The organism is Pseudomonas citronellolis, from assembly GCF_001586155.1.
Taxonomy (GTDB): Bacteria; Pseudomonadota; Gammaproteobacteria; order Pseudomonadales; family Pseudomonadaceae; genus Pseudomonas; species Pseudomonas citronellolis.
This window is the reverse complement of record NZ_CP014158.1, coordinates 4,333,199-4,359,491: the sequence shown is the minus strand read 5'-3', so window position 1 is coordinate 4,359,491 and position 26,293 is coordinate 4,333,199. Positions and strand designations below refer to the sequence as shown.

General features: G+C 67.8%; 16 protein-coding genes and 1 pseudogene. 8 read left to right on the top strand and 9 right to left on the bottom strand.

The window, feature by feature from the left end:
* Positions 1-89 precede the first annotated feature (89 nt).
* From PcP3B5_RS18900 to PcP3B5_RS18895, 3 genes and pseudogenes are all read left to right on the top strand, one after another.
* Positions 90-1,211, top strand: a complete 1,122-nt coding sequence (locus PcP3B5_RS18900) for an aromatic ring-hydroxylating oxygenase subunit alpha (RefSeq protein ID WP_061562114.1) — start codon at positions 90-92, stop codon at positions 1,209-1,211.
* Between the two features lie 41 nt (positions 1,212-1,252).
* Positions 1,253-1,378: pseudogene (locus tag PcP3B5_RS30850) on the top strand (aldehyde dehydrogenase family protein); the annotation flags it as partial.
* 61 nt (positions 1,379-1,439) lie between these two features.
* A complete protein-coding gene (locus PcP3B5_RS18895; RefSeq protein WP_061562113.1) occupies positions 1,440-2,402 on the top strand; it encodes a PDR/VanB family oxidoreductase in 963 nt (320 codons plus the stop codon).
* Positions 2,403-2,781: 379 nt separating this feature from the next.
* Here PcP3B5_RS18895 and PcP3B5_RS18890 read toward each other — a convergent pair whose 3' ends face one another.
* The 5 genes from PcP3B5_RS18890 to ydcS all read right to left on the bottom strand — a co-directional run bounded on the left by PcP3B5_RS18890 (position 2,782) and on the right by ydcS (position 8,555).
* Positions 2,782-4,206 carry a gamma-aminobutyraldehyde dehydrogenase gene (locus PcP3B5_RS18890; protein ID WP_061562112.1) on the bottom strand — a complete coding sequence of 475 codons (1,425 nt, stop codon included), beginning with the start codon at positions 4,204-4,206 and terminating at the stop codon, positions 2,782-2,784.
* A gap of 53 nt (positions 4,207-4,259) precedes the next feature.
* Complete coding sequence (locus PcP3B5_RS18885) at positions 4,260-5,066, bottom strand: ABC transporter permease (protein ID WP_009618775.1); 807 nt, start codon at positions 5,064-5,066, stop codon at positions 4,260-4,262.
* Positions 5,056-5,961: an ABC transporter permease gene (locus PcP3B5_RS18880; RefSeq protein ID WP_082816356.1), complete on the bottom strand. Its 906-nt coding sequence runs from the start codon at positions 5,959-5,961 to the stop codon at positions 5,056-5,058. Before PcP3B5_RS18880 ends, PcP3B5_RS18885 begins: the two co-directional genes overlap by 11 nt.
* Complete coding sequence (locus PcP3B5_RS18875) at positions 5,958-6,977, bottom strand: ABC transporter ATP-binding protein (RefSeq protein ID WP_009618779.1); 1,020 nt, start codon at positions 6,975-6,977, stop codon at positions 5,958-5,960. Before PcP3B5_RS18875 ends, PcP3B5_RS18880 begins: the two co-directional genes overlap by 4 nt.
* 438 nt (positions 6,978-7,415) lie before the next feature.
* Entirely contained in the window at positions 7,416-8,555 is a 1,140-nt protein-coding gene (gene ydcS / locus PcP3B5_RS18870; RefSeq protein ID WP_061562111.1) for a putative ABC transporter substrate-binding protein YdcS, read from the bottom strand.
* Positions 8,556-8,923: 368 nt separating this feature from the next.
* Here ydcS and PcP3B5_RS18865 point away from each other — a divergent pair, with 368 nt between their 5' ends.
* From PcP3B5_RS18865 to PcP3B5_RS18850, 4 genes are all read left to right on the top strand, one after another.
* Positions 8,924-10,333 (top strand): circularly permuted type 2 ATP-grasp protein, encoded by a 1,410-nt coding sequence (locus PcP3B5_RS18865; RefSeq protein WP_043318215.1) that lies wholly within the window; start codon positions 8,924-8,926, stop codon positions 10,331-10,333.
* 1 nt (position 10,334) lies between these two features.
* Positions 10,335-11,285, top strand: coding sequence for an alpha-E domain-containing protein (locus PcP3B5_RS18860; RefSeq protein ID WP_009618784.1), 951 nt, complete (start codon positions 10,335-10,337; stop codon positions 11,283-11,285).
* Complete coding sequence (locus tag PcP3B5_RS18855; RefSeq protein WP_061562110.1) at positions 11,282-12,079, top strand: transglutaminase family protein; 798 nt, start codon at positions 11,282-11,284, stop codon at positions 12,077-12,079. The genes PcP3B5_RS18860 and PcP3B5_RS18855 overlap by 4 nt, the downstream gene beginning before the upstream one ends.
* A 79-nt stretch (positions 12,080-12,158) precedes the next feature.
* On the top strand, positions 12,159-12,893 hold the full coding sequence (locus PcP3B5_RS18850) for a proteasome-type protease (RefSeq protein ID WP_043272105.1): 735 nt from the start codon (positions 12,159-12,161) through the stop codon (positions 12,891-12,893).
* 142 nt (positions 12,894-13,035) lie between these two features.
* Here PcP3B5_RS18850 and PcP3B5_RS18845 read toward each other — a convergent pair whose 3' ends face one another.
* The 4 genes from PcP3B5_RS18845 to PcP3B5_RS18830 all read right to left on the bottom strand — a co-directional run bounded on the left by PcP3B5_RS18845 (position 13,036) and on the right by PcP3B5_RS18830 (position 19,870).
* Positions 13,036-14,208, bottom strand: coding sequence for an IS4 family transposase (locus PcP3B5_RS18845; RefSeq protein ID WP_061560270.1), 1,173 nt, complete (start codon positions 14,206-14,208; stop codon positions 13,036-13,038).
* Positions 14,209-14,892: 684 nt separating this feature from the next.
* Entirely contained in the window at positions 14,893-16,239 is a 1,347-nt protein-coding gene (locus tag PcP3B5_RS18840; protein WP_061562109.1) for an HlyD family type I secretion periplasmic adaptor subunit, read from the bottom strand.
* Between the two features lie 4 nt (positions 16,240-16,243).
* Complete coding sequence (locus PcP3B5_RS18835; protein WP_043318226.1) at positions 16,244-18,406, bottom strand: type I secretion system permease/ATPase; 2,163 nt, start codon at positions 18,404-18,406, stop codon at positions 16,244-16,246.
* Positions 18,407-18,511: 105 nt separating this feature from the next.
* Positions 18,512-19,870 carry a TolC family outer membrane protein gene (locus PcP3B5_RS18830; protein WP_058490183.1) on the bottom strand — a complete coding sequence of 453 codons (1,359 nt, stop codon included), beginning with the start codon at positions 19,868-19,870 and terminating at the stop codon, positions 18,512-18,514.
* Positions 19,871-20,350: 480 nt separating this feature from the next.
* On the opposite strand from PcP3B5_RS18830, the gene PcP3B5_RS18825 reads away from it, so the two are divergent.
* Positions 20,351-26,164: a retention module-containing protein gene (locus PcP3B5_RS18825; protein WP_061562108.1), complete on the top strand. Its 5,814-nt coding sequence runs from the start codon at positions 20,351-20,353 to the stop codon at positions 26,162-26,164.
* Positions 26,165-26,293: the final 129 nt, after the last annotated feature.

The window sequence follows — 26,293 nt, the reverse complement described above, 5'->3', positions numbered from 1 at the left end:
TTTTTGCCCGACTTGTTAACCAACAGATATCCGTTAACCAATAAGTAAAAAGCACGGCGACGCCCGTGCCTGAAACCGGAGACCAACCGATGAATGACTTCCAGCGCCTGCCCGCCGATTTCTGCGCCAACCATGAAGAGGCCTTCACCATCCCCGCGCACTTCTACACCAGCAAGGCGGTGTACGAGCACGAGAAGGAAGCCATCTTCGCCCGCAGCTGGATCTGCGTGGCGCACCGCAGCGAGGTGGCGGAGAACAACGCCTACATCACCCGCGAAGTGATCGGCGAAAGCATCATCGTGGTGCGTGGCCGCGACGGCGTGCTGCGCGCCTTCTACAACGTCTGCCCGCACCGCGGCCACCAGCTGCTGGAAGGCAGCGGCAAGGCCAAGAACGTCATCGCCTGCCCGTACCACGCCTGGACCTTCAAGCTCGACGGCGAGCTGACCCACGTGCGCAACTGCGACGCCGTGCAGGGCTTCGACAAGGGCGACTACGGCCTGGTGCCGCTGCGCGTGGAGGAATACGCCGGCTTCATCTTCATCAACATGGACAACGACGCCGGCAGCGTCGAAGACCAGCTGCCGGGCCTGCAGGCGCGCATGCGCCAGGCCTGCGCGGTGATCGACGACCTGCAGCTGGCGGCGCGCTTCGTCACCACCACCCCGGCCAACTGGAAGTCCATCGTCGACAACTACCTGGAGTGCTACCACTGCGGCCCGGCGCACCCCAGCTTCGCCGACTCGGTGGACGTCGGCCAGTACGGCCACACCCTGCACGGCAACTGGTCGCTGCAGTACGGCATCGCCAAGTCCTCGGAGCAGTCGTTCAAGGTCGACGAGTCGGTCAAGGACCCGTCCTTCGCCGGCTTCTGGGCCTGGCCGTGCACCATGTTCAACGTGCCGCCGGGCGCCAACTTCATGACCGTGATCTACGAGTTCCCGGTGGACGCCGAGACCACCCTGCAGCACTACGACATCTACTTCCTCAACAAGGAGCTGACCGAGGAGCAGAAGGTGCTGGTGGAGTGGTACCGCGACGTGTTCCGCCCCGAGGACCTGCGCCTGGTGGAAAGCGTGCAGAAGGGCCTGAAGTCCCGCGGCTACCGCGGCCAGGGTCGGATCATGGTGGACAAGCAGCGCAGCGGCATCAGCGAGCACGGCATCGCCCACTTCCACAACCTGATCGCCGTCGCCCACCTGGAAGACTGATGGCCAGCGCCGCCGCCGAGGTGATCGCGCTGGCTAGCGCCACCCAGCTGATCTCCAACGAGGTGGCGCCGTTCGGCGGGGTGAAGCAGTCCGGCCTGGGCCGCGAGGGCTCCAAGTACGGCATCGAGGACTATCTGGAAATCAAGTACCTGTGCCTCGCCGTTTGAGCGGGGATAGGTCGCGGCGAGCGGCAGGGCCTGCCGCTCGCCGATGCAGTCGAGGTGAATGATGGCCAACAAATACGAGATGTTCAGCGTCCGCGTCAGCGCGGTGGAACAGGCGACGCCGCTGATCAAGCGCTTCACCCTGGTGCGCGAGGACGGCCAGCCACTGCCGGCGTTCAGCGGCGGCAGCCATGTGATCGTGCAGGACCCGGCGGGTAGTTTCAGCAACGCCTACTCGCTGATGAGCGACCCGCGCGACCTCAGCCACTACCAGATCGGCGTGCGCCTGGAAGAGCAGTCCAGGGGCGGCTCGGCCTTCATGCACGGCCAGGTGGAAGTGGGTACCCGGCTGACCATCTCTACGCCGAACAACCTGTTCGCCCTGGACCCCGGCGCCGGGCGCCACGTGCTGATCGCCGGCGGCATCGGCATCACCCCGTTCCTGGCCCAGCTGCACGACCTGGAAGGCGGCGCTACGCCCTACGAGCTGCACTACGCGTTCCGCAGCCCGGAGCACGGCGCGTTCCAGGCCGAGCTGGAGCAGGGCCCGCACGCCGGGCACGTACGCTTCTACATCGACAGCCTGGGGCGCAGGCTCGACCTGGCGGCGCTGTTCGCCGGCCTGGCCGGGGATGCCCATGTGTACGTGTGCGGGCCCAAGCCGCTGATCGACGCGGTGATCGAAGGCGCCAAGGCAGCCGGCATCGCGGACGGGCGCGTGCATTGGGAACAGTTCGCCGCCGCCCCGGCCGAAGGCGCCGCCTTCACCGTGGTGCTGGCCCGTTCCGGCCGCGAACTGCGGGTGGAGGAGGGCATGACCATCCTCCAGGCCATCGAGAACGTGAAGGCGGCCAAGGTCGAATGCCTGTGCCGCGAGGGCGTCTGCGGCACCTGCGAGACGGCGATCCTCGAAGGCGAGGCGGAGCACTTCGACCAGTACCTGAGCGACGCGGAAAAGGCCGCGCAGCAGAGCCTGATGCTGTGCGTATCGCGCGCCCGGACGGCGCGGTTGGTGATCGATCTCTGAGGCCGATGCGCTTCGTGGGCGCGCGCGTTGCGCGCGAATCGCGGGCAGGGCCCGCTCCTACAGGTGGTTAGCCGGAGGTATCGGCGCGATTCGCGGATGAGATCCGCTACAGGTTGGCCCCACATCCTGCCCTGACGGCTGCGCCGATGCGCTCTTCGTAGGAGCGAGCTTGCTCGCGAACCCAACCATCCGTCACTGGCTTATTCCCCTTCGGGCCAGCGCAAGCGCTGTTCGCGATGGAGCCGTGTCCCGCGTTCGCGGGAATGACGAGGATAGTAAGGAGTTTCAGGATGACTCCAAACTTCCCATCCGCTCAGGACAGCCCCCTCTCCCTTCAGGGAGAGGGTTGGGGAGAGGGGCTCTTCGCGCCCGGCCAGCCTCAATGCTTGATCATCACGTGCCGCGCCACCGTGTAGTCCTCCAGGCCGTACAGCGACAGGTCCTTGCCGTAGCCGGACTGCTTGAAGCCGCCGTGGGGCATTTCGCTGCACAGCATGAAGTGGGTGTTGACCCAGGTGCAGCCGTACTGCAGGCGCGCCGCCACCCGGCTGGCGCGGCCGACGTCGCGGGTCCACACCGAGCTGGCCAGGCCGTACTCGGAGTCGTTGGCCCAGCGGATGGCCTGCTCGACGTCGCTGAACGGCGTGACCGAGACCACCGGGCCGAACACTTCGTTACGCACTATCTCGTCGTCCTGCTGGGCGTTGGCCACCACCGTCGGCTGGTAGAAGAAGCCGTTGCCGGCCACCGCCGCGCCGCCGGTGGCGATGCGGATGTGCGGGCTGGCCTTGGCCCGTTCGACGAAGCCGGAGACGCGCTCGCGCTGGCTGGCGGTGATCAGCGGGCCCAGTTCGGTGGCCGGGTCGTCCTGCAGGCCGGTCTTCAGGCTGGACACGGCGTTGGCCAGGTCGGCGACGAAGTTGTCGTAGATCTTCTTGCCGGCGTAGATGCGGCAGGCCGCGGTGCAGTCCTGGCCGGCGTTGTAGAAGCCGAAGGTGCGGATGCCCTCGACCACGTCGGCCAGGTCGGCGTCGTCGAAGACGATCACCGGGGCCTTGCCGCCCAGTTCCATGTGCAGGCGCTTCACGCTGTCGGCGGCGCTGCGGATGATGCTCTTGCCGGTGCCCACCGAGCCGGTCAGCGAGACCATGCGCACCAGCGCATGGCTGACCAGCGGGCTGCCCACCGTGGGGCCGCGGCCGAACACCAGGTTGACCACCCCGGCGGGGAACAGCTCGGCGATGAACTCGGCCAGGCGCAGGGCGGTCAGGGGCGTCTGCTCCGAGGGCTTGAGCACCACGCAGTTGCCGGCGGCCAGGGCCGGGCCGAGCTTCCAGGCGGCCATCATCAGCGGGTAGTTCCAGGGCGCGATGGAGGCGATCACCCCCACCGGGTCGCGGCGGATCATCGAGGTGAAGCCGGGCAGGTACTCGCCGGCCGCCGAGCCGGGCAGGCAGCGGCAGGCCCCGGCGAAGAAGCGGAACACGTCGGCGATGGCCGGGATTTCGTCGTTCAGCGCGGCGGCGTAGGGTTTGCCGCAGTTCTGCGATTCCAGGCGCGCCAGCTCCGCGGCGTGTTCCTCGATTTTATCGGCCAGGCGCAGCAGGAGCTGCGCGCGGTCCTTCGGGGTGGTCTGCGACCAGCCGTCGAAGGCGGCGTCGGCGGCGCGCACGGCGGCGTCCACCTGGGCCTCGCTGGCCTCGGCTATCTGGCCCAGCACCTCGCCGGTGGAGGGGTTGAGGATGTCCAGTTTCTCGCCTTCGCCGGCGACGAACTGGCCGTTGATCAGGAGTTTGCTTTGCATTGCGGGGCTCCTCTGCTTCGGTGGCTGGATGCCCGCCGCGGCGGGCCGCCGGTTCACTTGCCGCCGCCGGCCACGTCGCTGGTGCCGCGGGTCAGGTAGTAGGCGCCGAGGATCGGCAGCATGGTCGCCAGCATCACCAGCATGGCCACCACGTTGGTGATGGGCACGTCGCGCGGGCGGGTGAGCTGGTTCAACAGCCACAGCGGCAGGGTGCGCTCGTGGCCGGCGGTGAAGGTGGTGACGATGATCTCGTCGAAGGACAGCGCGAAGGCCAGCATGCCGCCGGCCAGCAGGGCGGTGGCGATGTTCGGCAGGACGATGTAGCGGAAGGTCTGCCAGCCGTCGGCGCCCAGGTCCATGGAGGCCTCGATGAGGCTGAACGAGGTGCGGCGGAAGCGCGCGATCACGTTGTTGTAGACGATCACCACGCAGAAGGTGGCGTGGCCGATGACGATGGTCAGGAAGCCCGGTTCGATGCCGAGGGTCTTGAACGCCGAGAGCAGCGCGATGCCGGTGATGATGCCGGGCAGGGCGATGGGCAGGATGAGCATCAGCGAGATGCCCTCCTTGCCGAAGAAGTCGCGGCGGTACAGCGCGCCGGCGGCCAGGGTGCCGAGGACCATGGCCACCAGGGTGGCGACGCAGGCGATCTTCACCGACAGCCAGATGGCGTCGAGCACGTCGCCGCGCTGGGCCACCTCGGCGAACCAGCGCAGGGTGAAGCCCTGCAGCGGGAAGCTGTAGGCCGACTCCTCGGTGTTGAAGGCGTAGAGCAGGATCACCAGGATCGGGAAGTGCAGGAACACCAGCCCGCCCCAGGCGGCCAGGCGCAAGGCCCAGGAAGCTCGCTCAGAGTGCATCGAAGGCCCCCAGCCGCTTGGCGATGGACAGGTAGACGGCGATCAGCACGATGGGCACCAGGGTGAAGGCCGCGGCCAGCGGCATGTTGCCGATGGAGCCCTGCTGCACATAGACCATGGTGCCGATGAACAGCCCGCTGGGGCCCACCAGCTGCGGGATGATGAAGTCGCCCAGGGTCAGGCTGAAGGTGAAGATGGAGCCGGCCACCACGCCGGGGAAGGCCAGCGGCAGGATGACCTGGGCGAAGGTCTGCCGCGGCCGCGCGCCCAGGTCGGCGCTGGCCTGCAGCAGCGATGGCGGCAGGCGCTCCAGGGCGGCCTGGATCGGCAGGATCATGAACGGCAGCCAGATGTAGGTGAACACCCAGAAGCGCCCCAGGTGCGAGGTGGACAGGGTGTTGCCGCCCACCCCGGGCACGTCCAGCAGCAGGTCGAGCAGGCCCAGCAGGTGCAGCTTCTCGATGATCCAGTAGAGGATGCCGCCCTTGGCCAGGATCACCGTCCAGGCGTAGGCCTTGACGATGTAGCTGGCCCACATCGGCAGCATCACCGCGATATAGAAGAAGGCCTTTTCCTTGGGCCCGGCGAAGCGCGCCATGTAGTAGGCGATGGGGAAGGCCAGCACGGCGCTGGCCAGGGACACCGCCACGGCCATGCCCAGGGTGCGCAGGACGATGTCGTAGTTGGCCGGGTTGAACAGCGCCGCGTAGTTGGCCAGGGTCAGCTGCGGCGTCACCGCCATGGTGAAATCGTCGAAGGTGTAGAAGCTCTGCCAGAGCAGGGCGAACAGCGCACCGATGTAGATCACCCCGAACCACAGCAGCGGCGGGATCAGCAGCATCAGCAGGTACAGGTTGCTGCGCCGGTAGAGGAAGCTGGAGACGGCGCGCATCATGGCAGCGGTTCCTCGCGCAGCGGCACCAGCGCGCTGCGCGCCCAGCAGGCGCTGACCGCCTCGCCGGGCTGCGGGCGCTGCTCCTCGCGCTCGCCGTTGGGCAGCGCGGCCACCAGCCGGCCGCCGGCGTCCAGGGCGATCTCGTAGCGGCTGGCGGCGCCCAGGTACTGCACGTCCACCAGGGTGCCGGCGACCTGCAGCTCACCCTCGCGCGGCTGGCCGAAGCGCACGTGCTCCGGGCGCAGCGACCAGGCACCGGCCGCGCCGAGCAGGCGCCGGGCGAGGTCGCCGCGCAGCACGTTGGCGGTGCCGACGAACTCGGCGACGAAGGGCGTGGCCGGCTTCATGTAGAGGTTGCGCGGGGTGTCCACCTGTTCGATGCGGCCCTTGTTGAACACTGCCACGCGGTCGGACATGGACAGCGCCTCGCCCTGGTCGTGGGTGACGAAGATGAAGGTGATGCCCAGCTGGCGTTGCAGTTTCTTCAGTTCCACCTGCATCTGCTCGCGCAGCTTCAGGTCCAGCGCGCCGAGCGGTTCGTCCAGCAGCAGCACCCGCGGGCGGTTGACCAGGGCACGGGCCAGGGCCACGCGCTGGCGCTGGCCGCCGGAAAGCTGCGCCGGCTTGCGGCTGCCGTAGGTGGCGAGGGCGACCATGTCCAACGCCTCTTCGGCGCGCTTGAGGCGCTCGGCCTTGGCCACGCCCTTGACCTTGAGGCCATAGGCGACGTTGTCCAGCACGTTCATGTGCGGGAATAGCGCGTAGTCCTGGAACACCGTGTTCACGTCGCGCTCGTAGGGCGGCAGCCCGGCGGCTTCCTGGCCGTGGATGCGGATGGAGCCGGAGGAGGGCTGCTCGAACCCGGCGATCAGGCGCAGGCAGGTGGTCTTGCCCGAGCCGGAGGGGCCGAGCATGGAGAAGAACTCGCCATCGCGGATTTCGATGGACACCCGGTCGACGGCTTTCACCTCGCCGTAGTGGCGGCTCACCTCGGTGAACTGGACGGCTGTGGTCATGGCGCTACCCGCGTGGCTGGTGTGCTTTAACAGGGTAGTGCATGGGGGAGGGGCCGACGTGGGGCGTACGACCGTTTGCGGTTGTATGCCGTTGTGCCCGAGGTCGAACCCGAGTGGGCCGGCGATCGAGGTCAGGCGGCGGATAACCGCGAACGGTTATTCGCCCTACGCTCCTGGATGTTTGACCGTGGCGGGGAGGGCGTTCCCTCTCCCTAACCCTCTCCCTGAAGGGAGAGGGGACCGTTGGGCAGACGTTGATGTTCTGGTGTTAGCCGGCTTGTGCCGAGTTGCCGGCTGAGCCATTACTTCTCGGCACGGACTAGCCCCCTCTCTCTTCAGGGAGAGGGCTGGGGAGAGGGAGCGGAGTTAACCCAAAGCACCGAAGCCACCGGCAAACCCCGTTCGCGAGCAAGCTCGCTCCTACGAAAATCTAAAGCGCTATCTGCCACCCATGATCGCGATGTAATCCTGCGTCCAGCGGCTATAGGGCACGTACTTCCCGCCCTCCGCCTGCGGCGTCTTCCAGAAGGCGATGCGCTCGAACTGGTCGTAGCCGTTGGTGGCGCAGCCCTCGGCGCCGAGCAGCTGGCTGCCCTTGCAGCCGGCCGGCGCCGCCGGCACCGAACCGAACCAGGCGGCGACGTCGCCCTGCACCTTGGGCTCCAGCGACCAGTTCAGCCACTTGTAGGCGCAGTTCGGGTGCTTGGCGTCGACGTGCAGCATGGTGGTGTCGGCCCAGCCGGTCACGCCCTCGGCGGGGATGGTCGAGGCGATCGGCTGCTTCTCGCCCTGCAGGGCGTTGACCTGGTAGGGCCAGGAGCCGGAGGCGGCCACGCCTTCGTTCTTGAAGTCGCTCATCTGCACGGTCGCGTCGTGCCAGTAGCGGTGGATCAGCGCGTGCTGGGCGCGCAGCAGCTTGAGCACCGCGGCGTACTGCGCCTCGGTGAGCTGGTACGGGTCCTGGATGCCCAGGGACGGCTCGGTGCTCTTCAGGTAGAGCGCGGCGTCGGCGATGTAGATGGGCCCGTCGTAGGCCTGCACGCGGCCCTTGTTGCTCTTGCCGTCGGGCAGTTGCTGCTCCTTGAACACCACGCTCCAGCTTTCCGGCGCCTTGGGGAAGACCTTGGTGTTGTACATCAGCACGTTCGGGCCCCATTGGTAGGGCGTGCCGTAGTGCTTGCCGTCCACGGTGTGCCAGGGCGCGTCCTGCAGGCGCGGGTCGACGTTCTTCCAGTTGGGGATCAGGCTGACGTCGATCGGCTGCACGCGCTTGCCGTACACCAGGCGCAGCGAGGCATCGCCCGAGGCGGTGACCAGGTCGTAGCCGCCCTTGGCCATCAGGCTGACCATCTCGTCGGAGGTGGCGGCGGTCTTCACGTTGACCTTGCAGCTGGTCTCCTTCTCGAAGGGCGTCACCCAGTCGTAGTTCTTGTCGCTCTCGCCGCGCTCGATGTAGCCGGGCCAGGCGATGATGTCGAGGGCGCCCTCGGGCGCGCCGAGCTGGGCGGCCTGCGGGGCGGCGCTGGCCAGGGCGCAGGCGCCGGCGAAGGCCAGGGGGGCGAGTTTCGGGGAAGGCATGGTCGGACTCCTGTTGGGGGTTCGGAGCCTCTGCGGTCGTAGCGCACCGCGGGTGGGGCACCTGGGCGGACAGCATGTGTCATGGCGAAACGACATCTCTGGCAGCCTAGTCGCGCCCGCCGGGGGCTACAAGCGCAGGCTCGCCATCCACGCATAAGCATAGGCGCAAGCGCGCCGGTCGCCGCCACTGGCCTAGACTGAAGCGGTTGGCGCCAAAAGGGGCGGCGCCGGCCCGCTGCCCGCGCCGCTTGCACCAAAGTGGCGCGCCAGTGCCGGGCGTGTTTTGCAAGCCATTGAAACCCAAGGCTTTGTTTCGATGGCACGGGGCTTGCGATGGCAAGGCTACTGGTGGCGACAAGGAGTTCGGCATGTCCCGCACTTTCTACGACGAGATGTATGACGCGAATGGCCAGTGCCGGGCGCACTACCGCGAATTCGCCCGCTGGCTGGCGGCGGCGCCGCCGGAAACCCTGGAGCAGCGCCGGCGCGAGGCCGACCTGCTGTTCCACCGCGCCGGCATCACCTTCACCCTCTATGGCGACGAGCAGGGCACCGAGCGCCTGATCCCCTTCGACACCATCCCGCGCAGCATTCCCATGAGCGAATGGCGCGTGGTGGAGCGCGGCTGCATCCAGCGGGTGCGCGCGCTGAACATGTTCCTCGCCGACCTCTACCACGGGCAGCGCATCATCAAGGCCGGGGTGGTCCCGGCGGAACAGGTGCTGACCAACGAGGGCTACCAGATCGCCATGCAGGGCCTGGACCTGCACCGCGACCTCTATGCCCACATCGCCGGCGTCGACCTGGTGCGCGACGCCGACGGCAGCTACTACGTGCTGGAGGACAACCTGCGCACCCCCAGCGGCGTGAGCTACATGCTCGAAGACCGCAAGATGATGATGCGGCTGTTCCCCGAGCTGTTCGCCGCGCAGCGCATCGCGCCCATCGACCACTACCCGAACCTGCTGCTGGAGACCCTGCGCAGCTCCAGCCCGCTGGACAACCCCAGCGTGGTGGTGCTGACCCCCGGGCGCTTCAACAGCGCCTACTTCGAGCACGCCTTCCTCGCCCGCGAAATGGGCGTGGAACTGGTGGAAGGCGCCGACCTGTTCGTCCGCGACGAGCGCGTGTACATGCGCACCACCGCCGGCCCGCGCCCGGTGGACGTGATCTACCGGCGCCTGGACGACGCCTTCCTCGACCCGCTGGCCTTCAACCCCGAGTCGATGCTCGGCGTGCCCGGCCTGCTGGCGGCCTACCGCGCCGGCAACGTGGTGCTGGCCAACGCCATCGGCACCGGGGTGGCCGACGACAAGTCGATCTACCCCTACGTCGGCGACATGGTGCGTTTCTACCTGTCCGAGGAGCCCATTCTGAAGAACGTGCCCACCTGGCAGTGCCGCAAGCCAGCCGACCTGTCCCACGTGCTGGCGCACCTGCCGCAGTTGGTGGTCAAGGAAACCCAGGGTTCCGGTGGCTACGGCATGCTCGTCGGTCCTGCGGCCAGCAGCCAGGAGATCGAGGCCTTCCGCGAGCGCATCAAGGCCCGCCCGCACGCCTACATCGCCCAGCCGACGCTGTGCCTGTCGACCTGCCCGACCTACGTCGACAGCGGCATCGCGCCGCGGCACATCGACCTGCGGCCGTTCGTGCTGTCCGGCCGCGAGACGCGCCTGGTGCCCGGCGGGCTGACCCGCGTGGCGCTGCGCGAAGGCTCGCTGGTGGTCAATTCGTCACAGGGTGGCGGTACCAAGGACACCTGGGTGGTGGAGGACTGAGATGCTGAGCCGTACCGCAGCCGACCTGTACTGGATGTCCCGCTACCTGGAGCGCGCGGAGAACCTTGCGCGCATGCTCGACGTGAGCTATTCGCTGTCGCTGATGCCGGCGGACGACCGCGGCGGCGGCGCCGACGAACTGGCCATGCCGCTGTTGATCACCGGCACCATGGACGACTACCTGGAGCGCCACGGGAAGATGCAGCCCGAGCGCATGCTGCATTTCTTCGCCCTCGACGCCGACAACCCGGCGAGCATCTACCGCTGCCTGCAGGCCGCCCGCGGCAACGCCCACGCGGTGCGCGGGCGGATCACCGCGGACATCTGGGAGAACATCAACGCCACCTGGCTGGAGATGCGCAGCATCGCCCAGCAGGGCCTGGGCCGCTATGGCATCAGCCGCTTCTGCGAATGGGTCAAGGAGCGCTCGTACCTGTTCCGCGGCGCCACCTACGGCACCATCATGCGCGGCGAGGCCTCCAGCTTCATCCGCCTGGGCACCTTCATCGAACGCGCCGACAACACCCTGCGCCTGCTCGACGCCCGCTACGAACTGCTCGGCGAGGAGGCCGAGGAGGTCAGCGACACCTCGGCGCGCGGCTACTACCAGTGGAGCGCGCTGCTGCGCGCGCTGTCCTCCTTCGAAGCCTACAACGAGATCTACCGTGGCTCGCCCGATGCTCGCCAGGTGTCCGAACTGCTGCTCTTGCGTGCCGAGGTGCCCCGTTCCCTGCAAGCCTGCGTGGAGGAACTGGACGGCATCCTATCCACCTTGCCCGGCGACAACGGCCGCCCGGCGCAGCGCCTGGCCGCCGAATTGGCCGCGCGCTTGCGCTACACGGCGATCGACGAAATCCTCGGTGACGGCCTGCACGCCTGGCTCACCGACTTCATTTTGCTGATCCGCCAACTGGCCCGGGCAATCCACAGTTCCTATCTGGAGGCCGTATGAAACTCGCCATCAGCCACGACACCACCTACCGCTACGACGACCCGGTGCGCGCCAGCATCCAGTACCTGCGCCTGACGCCCCAGGAAAGCGAGCGCCAGCACGTGCTCAGCTGGGAGCTCACGCTGCCGCGCCCAGCTCGCGCCCAGCGCGACCCCTACGGCAACGTGCTGCACGTGCTGAGCATCGACGAACCCCACGAGGCCGTGGTGATCCGCGCCCGCGGCCTGGTGGAGATCGACGAGAGCCGCGAGGCCGAGCACGACGACCAGTCGCCGCTGCCGTTCCTGCGCTTCACCCGCCTGACCACCCCGGACGACGCGCTGCGCGCCTTCGCCCTGGCGCAGTGCGGCGAGGCCCGCGACCGCAGCGCGCTGATCAGGCTGATGCATGCCCTGCACGGGCAGATGCCGTTCCAGCCGGGCGCCACCGGCGTCGAAAGCACCGCGGCCGAAGCCTTCGCCGGCGGCGCCGGGGTCTGCCAGGACCACACCCATGCCTTCCTCGCCTGCGCGCGCAGCCTGGGCATTCCGGCGCGCTTCGTCTCCGGCTACCTGTACCGCGGCAGCGACCAGGACCTGGCCAGCCACGCCTGGGCCGAGGCCTGGCTGGACGACGCCTGGTACAGCTTCGACGTGACCAACGAACTGGCGCGCCCGGAGCGCCACCTGAAGCTGGCGGTGGGCCTGGACTACCTGGACGCCTGCCCGGTGCGCGGCATGCGCCGCGGCAGCGGCCTGGGCGAGCAGATGCACGCGCGGGTGGTGGTGGCGCCGCTGCTGCGCAGCCAGCAGTGAGGCCGGCGGGGAGGCTGCCACGGGATGGAAACCCGTGGTGGTCTAGTATTGCCGGGCAACCCCTGAAGAAGGCCATCCCATGACCTATTGCGTAGCCATGTGCCTGGACGAGGGCCTGGTGTTCGCCTCGGACTCGCGGACCAACGCCGGCATCGACCACATCGCCACCTTCCGCAAGCTGTTCACCTTCGGCGTGCCCGGCGAGCGCCTGATCGTGCTGCAGAGCGCCGGCAACCTGGCCACCTCGCAGTCGGTGGTGAACCTGCTGAAGCAGCGCCTGGGCGACGCCGGCCAGGTGAACCTGCACAGCGTGCCGACGCTCTACGAAGCCACCGCGCTGGTGGCCGCTACCGTGCGCGAGGTGGTGGCCCGCGACGCCGCGCCCCTGGCCGGCAACACCGACCTGACCTGTTCCTTCCTGGTCGGCGGGCAGATCGCCGGCGGCCCGCCGGAGCTGTACAGCATCTACCCCCAGGGCAACTTCATCCAGGCCACCGAAGACACGCCCTTCCTGCAACTGGGCGAGAGCAAGTACGGCAAGCCGATCCTCGACCGCAACCTGGAGTTCACCACCAGCCTGGCCGAGGGCCTGCGTTGCGCGCTGGTGTCCTTCGATTCGACGATTCGAAGCAACCTATCGGTGGGCATGCCGCTGGACCTGCTGGTGTACCACCGCGACAGCCTGATCGTCCCGGCGGGCTACCGGGTGACGGAGGAGGATGCGTACTACGCGAGCATCCGCAAGCAGTGGTCGGCGGGGTTGCATGAGCTGCTGGCGGAGCTGCCGGCGCCGCCGGTGGAGTACAACATCTAGCGGAGGGTGTTGGGTTCAAGAGCGCCCTCTCCCCAACCCTCTCCCGCAAGCGGGAGAGGGGGCTGTCCTGAGCGGGGTTGGAGTCAGGCACCATCCTCCACCCTCGTCATTCCCGCGAACGCGCACTGCTGTCCGGCACGCCTCATGCTATTAACAGCTGCCCCTGACGCAGGTTGATCTCGCGTATTCGCTCCTGCCGTCGTCGGTAACGTTCGGCCTCCAGGCCTGGGCGCTGAAACAGCGTTGCCTGTACCTCCACCATCAGCATCCACAGGCTTTGCCGCGTTCCCGTCCTGCGTTGGTAAAGGTTCAGCAGCAAGTAGCTGATCAGCGCACAGAGAATCTGGATGCGCACGGCATTCTCGCTACGGCCCAGGAAACGCCTGACCTTCAGGTGTTGCTTGATCCATTTGAAAAACAGCTCGATCCGCCAGCGATCCCGATAGCGCTCGGCGATTTCTGCCGCCGGGCTGCTCAGGTCGTTGGTCGCCAGGCTCAGAGGCGGCTCATCGCCTGGGCGGTTCACCAGGATCCGCCGCAGGGGCTGGGTGTAGTGATTACGCCGTCGGCCACCTGGGTTGCGGTTGGAGAAGCTCACCTCTTCGTCTCGCAGGATCGTTTCCCGGTCTTGCTGGGGAACCTCGCGCTGGGCCAGGACCTTGAGCCGCACATTGGACTTGAATCGTGTGACGAAGCGGGCCTTCTGGGCATCCAGGCTCGCCCACCAGTTGAAGTCGTAATAGCCCTTGTCGAATACGTAGGTGGCCTGTGGCTCGATACCCAGCGTCCGGCCTTCGTCGATGTCGTTGACGTTGGCTGCGCTGAAGCTGCAATGCACCGGTGCTGCCGCCTGCTCGGCATACAGCACATGGACTTTCAGCCCCTGGGAGCGGGTTCGATTGGACAGCGTCCATTCGTCGAAGCCAGGGCCCTTGAGGGTGATCGTGGTGGAGTCCAGCAGGTACAGCAGTTCCTTCCCGTCACGGCGTAACTGCCGGCAGACGCCCGCCATCAGGTAGTGCGCAACCTGGGCGAAGACCTCGGTATTACGGCGTTCGTTGGCATCGGCCAGGGTGGAACGCCGGATCGGGCCCGTCCCCAGGTGATAGTGCTGATGGGGATGGCTGTTGAAGCTGGTTTCAAGCGCCCGCAGGCTGCTCACGCCGGCCAGTTGGGCATACACCATGGCGACCAGGTGATCCCAGCTGCCAAAGCGCTTGCTGTGCTTGTCGGCGCCGTGTTCGGCGACCAGTCGATCGAAGACGCCGCGAGGCAGCGCTTTTAGTACATCGTGAAAACGGCTTATCCTGAACATCTTGCGGGGGCTGTGAGGTTGAGTTGGCGCTCAACGGTTTAACCCGTGCCTTCAGCCCCCGCAAGCCCTCCAGACGCCCCCTCGAAAATATTCCGGACAGTAGTGCGCGAACGCGGGAACCCAGTGACGGGTGGTTGGGTTCGCGAGCAAGCTCGCTCCTACGAAGAGCAAAGCAGCTCTGCTCTGGCTTTTGGGACTTCCAGAGAAACCTCCGCGCACTCCGAACGCCCCTTCAGAAGGCCGAGCGAAACCGGCGCTCAGGAGGTCATGCGACATGGATGTCGCGAGAGCCCCGCGGGCTACAGGGACGTACCCTCGGGGCGGGCCTCCGTGGCGGGGGAATTCGTGAGGGTAGCCCGACTCTGTCGGGCCCGTATGTCGGGGCAAGCCTTTTTGGTTCCTTTTGTGGCGTTTGACAAAAGGGACTCGCCCGAGGGGGCGAAACAAGACGGTCGGGCAGACTCGGAGCGGCGCAGAAACACCCAAGCCAAGGCAGCTGGGTTCCCGCGTTCGCGGGAATGACGAGGGGGAGTGAGGAGTTTCAGGATGACTCCAGATTTTCCGCCTACTCAGGACAGCCCCCTCTCCCTTCAGGGAGAGGGCTGGGGAGAGGGCGCTCTTCCCCCCAACACCACAGCCCCCGGCAAACCCCATTCGCAAGCAAGCTCGCCCCCACAACACCCCTCACCGCTCCCGCAACGCCTCCCACCGCGCCTTCAGCACCGGCTTGAGCAGATAATCCAGCACACTCTTCTCGCCAGTGATGATATCCACCGTCGCCACCATCCCCGGAATGATCAGCAGCGGCTTGTTGTCCGGCCCCAGGTGGTTCTTGTCGGTGCGCACCTGGATCAGATAGAAGGCGTTGCCCTTGTCGTCGGTGATGGTGTCCGCGCTGATCATCTCCAGCTTGGCCTTCAGGCCGCCGTAGATGGTGTAGTCGTAGGCGCTGAACTTCACCGTGGCCGGCTGGCCGGGGTGGAGGAAGGCGACGTCCTGCGGGCGGATCTTCGCTTCCACCAGCAGGTTGTCCTCCAGCGGGACGATTTCCACCATGTCGCTGCCCGGCTGCACCACGCCGCCGATGGTGTTGACCTTCAGCTGCTTGACGATGCCGCGCACCGGCGACACCACGGTGGTGCGGCTGACCTTGTCGTCGATGGCGCGGCTGGTGGCGGTGAGTTTGTTCAGCTCGGTGCGGGCCTCGTTGAGGTCCTTCAGGGCGTCGGTGCGGAAGCCCTGGCGCGACTCGTCGATCTTCCGCGCGATCTCCTGCATGGCCGCCTCGGCGCGGGGGATGGCCAGGGTGGTGGCGTTCAGTTCGCCGTTGATCTCCACCACGCTGCGGCGCAGGCGCAGCAGTTCCACCGGGGAGATGGCGCCGCTCTTGACCAGCGGCGTGGACATGTTCAGCTCCTGCTGCACCAGGCCCAGGCTGGAACGGTACTGTTGGGCCTTGGCGCGGAATTCCTGCAGTTCCTGGGTCTTCTGCCGCAGCTGTTCCTGGAGGATGCTTACCTCGCTGGCCTGGCGCGCCTGGCGGCTGTGGTAGAGCTGCAACTGGTCGTCGACCACCTGCGGCGCGGTCTGCTTCAGGGCGTCGGAGAAGGCCGGCTCGCGGCCCTCGGCCTCGGCGCTCAGGCGTTCCACCCTGGCCTCCAGGGCGTTGCGGTCGGCCTCGGTCTCGCCCTTGTTGGAGGCGAAGCGGGTGTCGTCCAGGCGCAGCAGGGTCTGGCCCTTGTCCACCACCTGGCCTTCGTGGACGAAGATTTCCGAGACGATGCCGCCCTCCAGGTTCTGGATGGTCTGCACCTTGCTGGAGGGGATGGCCTTGCCTTCGCCCTTGGTGACTTCCTCCAGGTGCGCGTAGTGTGCCCAGGCCAGCGCGCAGACCAGCAGCGCGAGCACCGCCCAGAGGGTGATGCGCGCGGCCAGCGGAGAGTCTTCCAGCACCGTGCCCTGGACCTCGGGCATGAACTCGGTGTCGCTGCGGCCGCCGAGGTAGCCCGGCGTCGGTTGCATGCTGCTCATGGCTTCACCCCGCTGCCGGGCCGACGTGGCCCTTGCGCAATGCTTCGATCACCGCTTCCTTCGGCCCGTCGGCGACGATGCGCCCGGCGTCGAGGACGATCAGCCGGTCGACCAGGGCGAGCATTGAGGTGCGGTGGGTGACCAGCAGCAGCGTCTTGCCCGCGCAGCACGCCTGCAGGCGCCGGCGCAGGGCTTCCTCGCTGCTGTTGTCCATGGCGCTGGTGGGCTCGTCGAGCACCAGGATCGGCGGGTCCAGCAGCAGCGCGCGGGCCATCAGCACGGCCTGGCGCTGGCCGCCGGAAAGCAGCTGGCCGCGCTCGCCCACCGGGCGGTCGAAGCCGGCCGGGTGCTGCCGGGCCAGTTCGCTGACGCCGGTCAGCTCGGCCACTTCCAGCATGCGCGCGTCGCCGACGTAGCGCGCGCCCAGGGTCAGGTTGTCGCGCAGGCTGCCGGCCAGCAGCGGCAGGTCGTGGGCCACGTAGCCTACCTGCTGGCGCAGGTCGGCCACGTCGATCTGCCGCAGGTCCAGGCCGTCGAGCAGGATCTGCCCCTCGTCCGGCTGGTAGAAGCCCAGCAGCAGGCGCGCCAGGGTGCTCTTGCCCGAGCCGCTGCGGCCGATCAGCCCGACCTTCTCGCCGGGGGCCAGGCGCAGGCCGATCTGGCTCAGCGCCGCGGCGTTCTGCTCGGGGTAGCGGAATTCCACCTGGCGCATCTCCAGCGCGCCGTGCAGCTGGGTGCGCTCCAGCGGGCGCTGGCTGGCCTGGCGCTCCTGGGGCAGGGCCATGAGCGCGTCGGTGCTCTTCATGGTCAGGCGCGCCTGCTGGTGGCGGGTGATCAGCCCGGCGATCTGCCCCAGCGGCGCCAGCACCCGGCTGTTGAGCATGTAGCAGGCGACCAGGGCGCCGACGCTGAGCTGGCCGTCGAGGATGGCGTAGACGCCGCAGATGATCAGGGCCATGCCGGCGAACTGCTGGACGAACAGGGTGCCGTTGGTGGCCAGGGTGGCGAGGAAGCGGGCGTGGTTGTCCAGGCGGGTGAGGGCGCCGTGGGTGGCTTCCCAGCGGTACTGACGCTCGCTCTCGGCGCCGCACGCCTTGAGCGTTTCCAGGCCGCCGAGGGTCTCGATCAGCAGGGCCTGGCGCTCGGCGCCGAGGGTCAGGCTCTTCTGCACGGTGTCGCGCAGGCGCACCTGGATCAGGTAGGCGAAGCCGATGGTCAGCGGGAAGGCCAGCAGCGGCACCGCCACCAGAGCGCCGCCGAGCAGGCCGATGACCACGATCATCAGCAGCGAGAAGGGCAGGTCGATGAGGCTGGTGAGGGTCAGCGCCGTGAGGAATTCACGCAGGCCCTGGAAGTCGTGGATGCTCTGGGCGAAACCGCCGACCGTGGCCGGGCGGAACTTCATGGCCATGCCGGTGATGCGCTCGAACAGGGTGGCCGAGAGCACCACGTCGGTCTTCTTCCCGGCCATGTCCAGCAGGTGCGAGCGCAGCACCCGCAGCAGCAGCTCGAAGAGGGTGCCCAGCAGCAACCCGCTGGCCAGCACCCAGAGGGTGGAGATGGCCTGGTTGGGCACCACGCGGTCGTAGGTCTGCATGACGAACAGCGGCACCAGCATGCTCAGCAGGTTGATCAGCAGGCTCGCCACCAGGGCGTCGGTGTAGAGCCAGCGCGACAGCTTGAGGGTGTCGCGGAACCAGGCCTCGACCCGCGGCACCAGCGGCTGGCGCGCCGCCTCCAGCTCGTGGCGCGGGCGGGCGAACAGGGCCAGGCCGCTGTACTGCGCGGCCAGCTCCTCGGTGCCCACCCACTGCTCGCCGCCCTCGGTCTCGCAGGGCAGGATCAGCGCCTGGCCGTCCGCGCCCCACTGGCGCAGCACCGCGCTGCGCCCGCCTTCGAGCAGCAGAAGGACCGGCAGGTTCAGCGCCGGTATGGCCTTCAGCTCGCGGCGCAGCAGGCGCCCCTGCAGGCCGGCGCGGGCCGCGGCGCGGGGCAGCAGCTCGGCGTTCAGGCGTTGCTGCGGCAACGGCAGGCCGGCGCTCAGGCTGGTGCGGCTGACCGAACAGCCGTGCAGGCGGCAGAGGATCAGCAGGCCGTCGAGCAGGGGGTCGTCGTGGCTCAGGCGGGGATCGTCCGCTGCGGGGTTGCCACGCTCCTGGATGATCATGGTCACGCTACTTCTCCCGGGCTTCTGCGAGCCCCATGCGGCCGCCGCGCCCCGCAGGCGCCGCCGGCCGGGCGGGCCGGCGGCGGACGCGGGGCGGGCAGGGCCTTATTTCATGTCGGGCAGGCGTGTCTCGGTCTTCACGTCGGACAGCGCCACGCCCTCATGGGGCGGCACGACGTTCTGCGAGCGCAGCAGGGCGCCCATGGCGGCCAGCACGCGGTAGCGCGAGTACTCCTCGGTGTAGCGCACCTGGGTGTAGCGGCGGTTGGCGGTGAAGAGTTCGTTCTCGCTGTCCAGCAGGTCGAGCAGCGTGCGCTGGCCGAGGGTGAACTGCTGCTGGTAGGCCTCGCGGACCTTGCGCGTGTAGTCGGCGTATTCGCGCGCCGGGCCGGTCTGCTTGCTGGCGTTCTCCATGGCGTCCCAGGCCAGCGAGAGGTTCTCGTTGAGCAGGCGCAGGGCATTGTCGCGGACGTCCTTGGCTTCGTCGATCTGGTGCGAAGTGGCGCCGAGGCGGTTCTTGTCGCGCATGCCGTTGAACAGGTTGTAGCGCATCACCACCTGGGCTTCCCAGTCGTTGTAGTGGCCCACTTCGCCGTCGACGTTGTTGTTCGCCGCCTTCGACAGTTCCAGGTCGAAGCGCGGGTAGAAGGGCGACTTGGCCGCCTCGTACTGCTTCTCGGCGGCATTCACGTCGGCCTGGGCCGATTTGAGCAGCGGGTTGTTGCTCAGCACTTCCTGGCGCGCCTTGTTGATGTCGCTGGGCACCAGGGCCTTGACGGTGGAGGGCGTCTCCAGCTCGTCGGGCTGCTTGCCCACGGCGCTGTAGAAGTTGGCCTCGGCGTCGCGCAGGTCGACTTCCTCGGTGTAGAGGTTGTTCTGCGCCAGGGCCAGGCGCGCGGTGGCCTGGTCGTTGTCGGCGGTGCTGCCGACGCCCTGCTGGCTGCGCATGCGGATCTGGTCGCCGATGCGCTGGTGGGCCTGCAGGTTGTTGCGCGCCAGGCTCACCATCTCGCGGTGCTGCAGCACGTTGAGGTAGACCTCGACGGTGCGCAGCGCGGCGTTCTCCGAGGTGCCCAGCACGCGGAACGCCTTGGAATTGACGTTGGCCTCGTTGCGCGCCACCTCGTTGGGCGTGGCGAAGCCGTCGAACAGCATCTGCTGCAGGCGGAGCTCGGCATCGCCGCGGTTGAGCGTTTCCTTGTTGTGGTTGCCTTCCTGACGGGTAGAGGGGCTATCGACGCCTTCGCGGCCGTAACCCAGCAGTAGATCGACGGTGGGCAGGTAGCCGCCGCGGGCGATCTTCAGTTCCTGGTCTGCGGTCAGCCGGCTGTTCATGCTCTGGCTGATCTCCGGGTGATATTGCAGGGTGCTCTGTATGGCTTGGGTCAGGCTCATCGCGTTGGCTTGAGCGCAGGTGGCCGCCAGAAATACACCGCTCCATAGCGTCGCGTTACGACTGCGCATGGCGTTCTCCTGGTGTTCTCGACTTCGATGCTCTTGCAATTCGCCAAAAACTTGGCTTTTTTCTGATATCAAGCGTTTCACGCCTGTAACATCAGAGCTAAGAACAACTTTTCGCGAACATCAGAAGAATTTTTCACATCCCATATTCAGAAAAAGTCTTATGACACCTGTGAAAAGCGGCACATTGTAAAACTCGCAAACCCTGATTTTTCTTGGCTATGGGGACGAATAGGGCTTGCACATACAGCCATGTACGTTTCAGGCGGCTAGGGCGGGCGTTTCCGCGAAGTACCGAAGCAAGCGTGGTCAAAAAAATGGCGGATTCATCCGCTGGCTTTTTGATGCCAAAGCGCCTTCAGGCTTCCGCTTCCCTCTACGCATCACTGCGCGCCGGTGACGGCATGGCCAACTCGGAGGTCTTGGGTGCCGCCGGAGGCGGCGCCGGGCGGCAAGCGCAGAGTAAGCGCGGAGGATGCAGTCATGGCCAGCTTGGTAGGTATCGTCAGCAAGGCGGTGGGCGAGGTCTTCGCCGTGGCCGCGGATGGTTCGCGTCGCATCCTGCACCAGGGCGACAAGCTGTTCGTCGGCGAACAACTGGTGACCGGGCACGAAGGTGCCGTGGCCGTGGCGATCGCCGGTGGCGGCGAACTCACCCTGGGGCGCGACAGTTCGATGCCGATGAGCAATCAACTGGTCGCCGCCGCCCACCACCAGTACGCGGACAGCGCGCCGGCGCAGGCGCCGGTCGCGCCCAGCCAGCAGGACATCACCGACGTCAAGGCGCTGCAGGCGGCCATCGCCGCCGGGCAGGACCCGAGCCAGGTGGCCGAGGCCACCGCGGCCGGCCCGTCGTTCTCCGCCGGCGGCAACGCCAAGGCCGGCGGCGGGCACTCCTTCGTACTGCTGACCGAGATCGGCGGCCACATTGATCCGGACATCGGCTTCCCCACCGGGCCCCTGGGCAGCGGCCCGCTGTTCCCGCGGCTGTTCGATGGCGTACCCAGCCCCGAGCAGGCCCAGGCGGCGCCGCCGACCCCGCCGGAACCACCGGCCCCGCCCGTCGACGGCGTGCCCAGCGCGGGCAACGCCAGCGCCGTGGTGGATGAAGACGGCTTGCCCGGCGGCATCCAGGGCAACGACGGCCTGCCCGGCGTCGGCGCCAGCGCTTCCGGCAGCCTCGGCTACGACTTCGGCGCCGACGGCCCCGGGACCTTCGCCTGGAGCACCACCGGCCTGCCGGCGCTGACCTCCGGCGGCGTGGCCCTGAGCTACAGCGTGAGCCCCGACGGCCACGTGCTGACGGCCTCGGCCAATGGCCAGACGGTGTTCACCCTGAGCCTCACCAACCTCGCCAACGGCACCTACGAACTGGTCCTGCAGCAGCCGCTGGACCACCCGCAGCACGGCGTCGAGGACGACATCGCCCTCAGCGTCCCCTACACCCTGACCGACGGCAACGGCACGCCCGCCAGCGGCAACCTGGCCATCCTCATCAACGACGACAGCCCCACCGCCTCCCTGGCCCAGGAGGGCGAGGCGCCGAGCCTGCTCAGCCATGACGAAGGCACCCGCGGCGGCGCTTCGGAGAGCGTCTCGGCGGACTTCGCCAGCGCCTTCAAGGCGACCCTGGCCTATGGCGCCGACGGCGCCGGCAGCGTGGCCTGGCACTACAGCCTGAACGTCACCAGCCAGGGCGAGGCCTCGGGCCTGAGCAGCGGCGGCCAGGGCATCCACCTCTACCTGATCGATGGCGTGGTGATGGGCTCCACCGCCGCCAGCGCCGACGCGGTCAGCAGCGCCAACACCGTCTTCTCGCTGGCAGTGGACGCCGCCAGCGGCAAGGTCACCCTGACCCAGTACGCCGCCATCGACCATGCGCTGCCGGGCGCCACCAGCGGCTTCGACAGCCAGCACGTCACCCTCGGCAGCGACCTGGTGCAACTGCAGGGCAGCGTCACCATCACCGACCGTGACGGCGACCCGGCCAGCGCCAGCCAGAACCTCGACCTGGGCGGCCGGATCGGCTTCGCCGACGACGGCCCGAGCATCGGCATCGGCGCCAGCGGCGCGCTGCTCGGCAACCTGGTGACCCAGGACGCCGACACCATCGGCAGCAACTTCGATACCGCCACCACCAGCTTCGCCGCGGCCTTCGCCATCACTTCGCAGAACGCCGGCGCCGACGGCCCGGCCACGGTGAGCTGGAGCTATGCGCTGAAACTGGACGTGGCCGAAGGCACCCAGTCGGGGCTGAACAGTGCAGGGCAGAAGATTTACCTGTACGAGCAGAACGGCCAGATCATCGGTAGCACTTCCAGCACCGAAGCTGGCGTGGATTCCAGCAACACCATCTTCAACCTGAAGGTGGACGGCAGCGGCAACGTCACCCTCACGCAATACGCCGAAATCGATCACGCGCTGCCGGGCGTCACCAGCAACTACGCCACCCAGCAGGCCCCCCTGGCCACCGGCCTGGTGAGCCTGCAGGCCAGCGCCACCATCACCGACTACGACGGTGACAAGGCCTCGTCCAGCGCCAGCATCGACCTGGGCGGCAAGGTGGCCTTCGACGACGACGGCCCCTCCATCTGCATCGACCTCAGCGGCAGCAAACCCATCGTGCTGCTGACCCACGACGCGGACACCATCGGCTCGAACTTCGACACCGCCACCACCAGCTTCGCCGCAGCCTTCGCCATCACCTCGCAAAGCACCGGCGCCGATACCCCGGCCGCGGTGAGCTGGAGCTACGCGCTGAAGCTGGACGTGGCCGAAGGCACCCAATCGGGCCTGAACAGTGCGGGGCAGAAGATTTATCTGTACGAACAGAACGGCCAGATCATCGGCAGCACCTCGAACACCGAAGGCGGGGTGAATGCCAGCAACACCATCTTCAACCTGAAGGTGGATGGCAGCGGCAATGTCACCCTGACGCAGTACGCCGAAATCGACCACGCGCTGCCGGGTGCCACCAGCAACTACGCCACCCAGCAGACCCCCCTGGCCACCGGCCTGGTCAGCCTGCAGGCCACCGCGACCATCACCGACTACGACGGCGACAAGGCCAGCTCCACGGCCTCGCTGGACCTGGGCAACAAGGTGGCCTTCGCCGACGACGGCCCGTCCATCAGCGTCGGCCTGGGCAGCCAGTCGGTGCTGGTGCAGACCCAGGACGCCGACACCATAGGCGCCAACTCCGACACCGCCAGCGGCGACTTCACCGGCGCCTTCGTCATCACCTCGCAGAGCGCCGGCGCCGATGCCCCGGCCTCCGCCGTGAGCTGGAGCTACAGCCTCAAGCTGCTGGCCGGGCAGGGCGCCGATAGCGGGCTGAGCAGCGGCAACGCGACCATCCACCTTTACGACGTCGGCGGCAAGATTGTCGGCAGCACCGCCACCAGCCTGCAGGGCGTGACCACGGCCAACACCGTGTTCGACCTGCGCCTGGACGGCAACAGCGGCAAGGTGATCCTCACCCAGTACTCGGCCATCCAGCACGACGGGCCGGGGGCTTCCGGCAACTACGACAGCCAGGTGGCCTGGCTGAAGACCGGGCTGGTCGGCCTGGAAGGCACCGCCAGCATCACTGACTACGACGGCGACAAGGCCAGCAGCAGCCAGACCCTCGACCTGGGCAACAAGATCGGCTTCGCCGACGACGGCCCCACCGCGGTGGACGACCACCCGGCGTGCCTGCTGGTGCAGCCGCCGCCGGCGGTCAACCTGACGCTGGTGCTCGACGTCTCCGGCAGCATGCAGGGCAGCAAGCTGGCCCAGGCCAAGGCCGCGCTGATCAACATGCTGCACGAGTACGCCTCCATGGGCCTGCTGATCCAGGTCTCGCTGATCAGCTTCGCCACCTCGGCCAGCGCCGCCAGCCACTACAGCTTCGACGACGCCGGCGACAGCGGCTACACCAGCCTGGTGAACGCCATCAACGGCCTGCAGGCCGGCGGCAACACCAACTACGAGGCCGCGCTGAACCGCGCCCAGACCAGCATCAACGCCGACCTGAACGCGCCGGGGGCCGACCCCGCGGCGATCAACCGGGTGTACTTCATCTCCGATGGGCAGCCCACCACCGGTAGCACCAACGCTGCGCTGAACGCCTGGCAGAGCTTCCTCGCCGCGCACAACGGCAGCACCAACAACGTCGAGGCCTTCGCCGTCGGCGTCGGCACCTCCATCACCGACCAGGACCTGGTGCGGGTGGACAGCCACGGCACGCCGGTCATCGTCACCGACCCCAGCGACCTCAGCGCCACCCTGGTCAACCTCAGCCACCTCGACGCGGTCAGCGGCAACGTGCTGGCCAACGACCTGCCGGTCAGCGCCGACGGCACCGTGCGCATCACCCAGGTGAGCACCGGCGGCGAGACCTTCGCGGTGGACGCCAACGGCCACCTCACCAACCTCGACCCCGGCGCCAGCCATGCCACCGGCAGCTACAACGCCAGCAGCGGCCTGCTGACCATCAGCACCGACAACGGCACCCTGACGCTGTACCTGAAGGATGGCGGCGGCCACCACGCCGGCGACTACACCTACGCGGTCAAGGCCAGCGTGAGCTTCCCGGAAAGCGGGCAGATCAGCGAGTCGTTCCAGTACACCATCGTCGATGGCGACGGCGACACCGCCTCGGCCAACCTCGACATCTGCGTGAAATACGGCGCGCCGATCCTGGTGGTGGGCAGCAACGCCAGCGACACCGATGGCTCGACGACGCCCCACACCGTGCCCAGCCCGCTCGGGCCGGACCACGGGACCATCGCCGGCAGCTTCGGCAACGACGTGCTGATCGGCGACGTGGGCGGCGTTTCCGTCACCACCACGCCCGGCAAGAACTACAACATCGCGCTGATCATCGACACCTCCGGCAGCATGGCCGACGCCTCCGGGACCACCGGGCTCAGTCGCATGGCCCTGGCCAAGGCGGCGCTGATCAACCTGCTGAACCAGATCAAGGGCCACGACGGCACCATCAACCTGGCCCTGGTGTCCTTCGCCGACGGCTCGACGCTGACCCAGGTGCATGGCCTGAACAGCACCAACGTCGCCACCCTGATCAGCGCCATCAACAGCCTCGGCGCCGTGGGCGGGACCAACTACGAGGCGGCGCTGAAGTCCACCGTCGACTGGTTCAACGCCACGGTGGGCGGGGGCGCCAACGCCGCCCACGACTACATCAACCTGGCGTTCTTCCTCACCGACGGCAACCCCACCACCTACATCGGCGACAACAGCAACAGCGGCACCGTCACCAACTACCACGACATCAAGGACGCGCTGGACGTCGCCAACAACCTGCTCAACGGCGGCGGCCTGTTCAGCGGCAGCGACCATGTGTCGGTGAACGCCATCGGCATCGGCGACGGCATCAACAGCGGCATCCTGCAGTTCTTCGACAACACCAGCACCACGGGCACCGCCACCCTGCATTTCACCGGCAACACCCCGGACCTCACCGCCAACGTCGGCCAGCCGCAGATCATCAACACCGCCGAACAGCTGCAGACCGCGCTGCAGGAAGGCTTCAGCAACACCTCGCCGCAGGCGGTGGGCCACGACCACCTGGTCGGCGGCGACGGCAACGACATCCTCTTCGGCGACGTGATCAACACCGACGCCCTGAGCTGGACCGGGCACGCCGCCGGCACCCACAACGGCGCCGGCTACCAGGGCCTGGTGGACTACCTGACCGCCGCCAACGGCGGCGCCGCGCCGTCCCAGGGCCAGGTGACCAACTACATCGTCGCCCACGCCTATGAACTCAACGTCGCCGGCGACACCCGCGGCGGCAACGACACCCTCGAAGGCGGCAAGGGCGACGACCTGCTGTTCGGCCAGGGCGGCAACGACACGCTGCTCGGCGGCGACGGCAACGACATCCTGTTCGGCGGCATGGGCGACGACACCCTTACCGGCGGCGCCGGCGCCGACCAGTTCGTCTGGCAGAAGGGCGAGGCCGGGCATGACGTGATCAAGGACTTCAACATAGGCGAGGGCGACTCGCTGAACCTGGCCGACCTGCTGCAGGGCGAGCACGCCACCGCCGATTCGCTGGCGCAGTACCTGACCTTCTCGGTCAACGCCACCACCTCGACCACCACCATCTCGGTGAACCCCACCGGCGCGACAGGGGGCGCGACGACCCAGAGCATCGACCTGGCCAACGTCGACCTGGTGGCCAAGTACACCGACCACCACGGCGGCGCCATCGTCTCCAGCGGCGACACCCACGCGGTGCTCAACGGCCTGCTGGCCGACCACGCGGTGAAGGTGGACACCGTCTGACCGCGCCGCAAGGGCGCCTGCGACCGCCGCCCTTGGGCGGCGGTCGCGTATCCGCTGGGGGATGGCAGCGCATATCCGGGATGAATGATCGTCGCGCCCCGGCATTCGCTCGCCCTATGCTTGGCCGAG

What these genes read in the sequence shown, in the direction of transcription:
- PcP3B5_RS18880 (WP_082816356.1), bottom strand. Translation starts at nt 5,961, where the DNA reads ATGATGCGCGCCGTCTCCAGCTTCCTCTACCGGCGCAGCAACCTGTAC.
- PcP3B5_RS18885 (WP_009618775.1), bottom strand. Translation starts at nt 5,066, where the DNA reads ATGCACTCTGAGCGAGCTTCCTGGGCCTTGCGCCTGGCCGCCTGGGGC.
- PcP3B5_RS18850 (WP_043272105.1), top strand. Translation starts at nt 12,159, where the DNA reads ATGACCTATTGCGTAGCCATGTGCCTGGACGAGGGCCTGGTGTTCGCC.
- PcP3B5_RS18900 (WP_061562114.1), top strand. Translation starts at nt 90, where the DNA reads ATGAATGACTTCCAGCGCCTGCCCGCCGATTTCTGCGCCAACCATGAA.
- PcP3B5_RS18830 (WP_058490183.1), bottom strand. Translation starts at nt 19,870, where the DNA reads ATGCGCAGTCGTAACGCGACGCTATGGAGCGGTGTATTTCTGGCGGCC.
- PcP3B5_RS18875 (WP_009618779.1), bottom strand. Translation starts at nt 6,977, where the DNA reads ATGACCACAGCCGTCCAGTTCACCGAGGTGAGCCGCCACTACGGCGAG.
- PcP3B5_RS18835 (WP_043318226.1), bottom strand. Translation starts at nt 18,406, where the DNA reads ATGATCATCCAGGAGCGTGGCAACCCCGCAGCGGACGATCCCCGCCTG.
- PcP3B5_RS18865 (WP_043318215.1), top strand. Translation starts at nt 8,924, where the DNA reads ATGTCCCGCACTTTCTACGACGAGATGTATGACGCGAATGGCCAGTGC.
- PcP3B5_RS18860 (WP_009618784.1), top strand. Translation starts at nt 10,335, where the DNA reads ATGCTGAGCCGTACCGCAGCCGACCTGTACTGGATGTCCCGCTACCTG.
- PcP3B5_RS18840 (WP_061562109.1), bottom strand. Translation starts at nt 16,239, where the DNA reads ATGAGCAGCATGCAACCGACGCCGGGCTACCTCGGCGGCCGCAGCGAC.
- ydcS (WP_061562111.1), bottom strand. Translation starts at nt 8,555, where the DNA reads ATGCCTTCCCCGAAACTCGCCCCCCTGGCCTTCGCCGGCGCCTGCGCC.
- PcP3B5_RS18895 (WP_061562113.1), top strand. Translation starts at nt 1,440, where the DNA reads ATGGCCAACAAATACGAGATGTTCAGCGTCCGCGTCAGCGCGGTGGAA.
- PcP3B5_RS18890 (WP_061562112.1), bottom strand. Translation starts at nt 4,206, where the DNA reads ATGCAAAGCAAACTCCTGATCAACGGCCAGTTCGTCGCCGGCGAAGGC.
- PcP3B5_RS18825 (WP_061562108.1), top strand. Translation starts at nt 20,351, where the DNA reads ATGGCCAGCTTGGTAGGTATCGTCAGCAAGGCGGTGGGCGAGGTCTTC.
- PcP3B5_RS18855 (WP_061562110.1), top strand. Translation starts at nt 11,282, where the DNA reads ATGAAACTCGCCATCAGCCACGACACCACCTACCGCTACGACGACCCG.
- PcP3B5_RS18845 (WP_061560270.1), bottom strand. Translation starts at nt 14,208, where the DNA reads ATGTTCAGGATAAGCCGTTTTCACGATGTACTAAAAGCGCTGCCTCGC.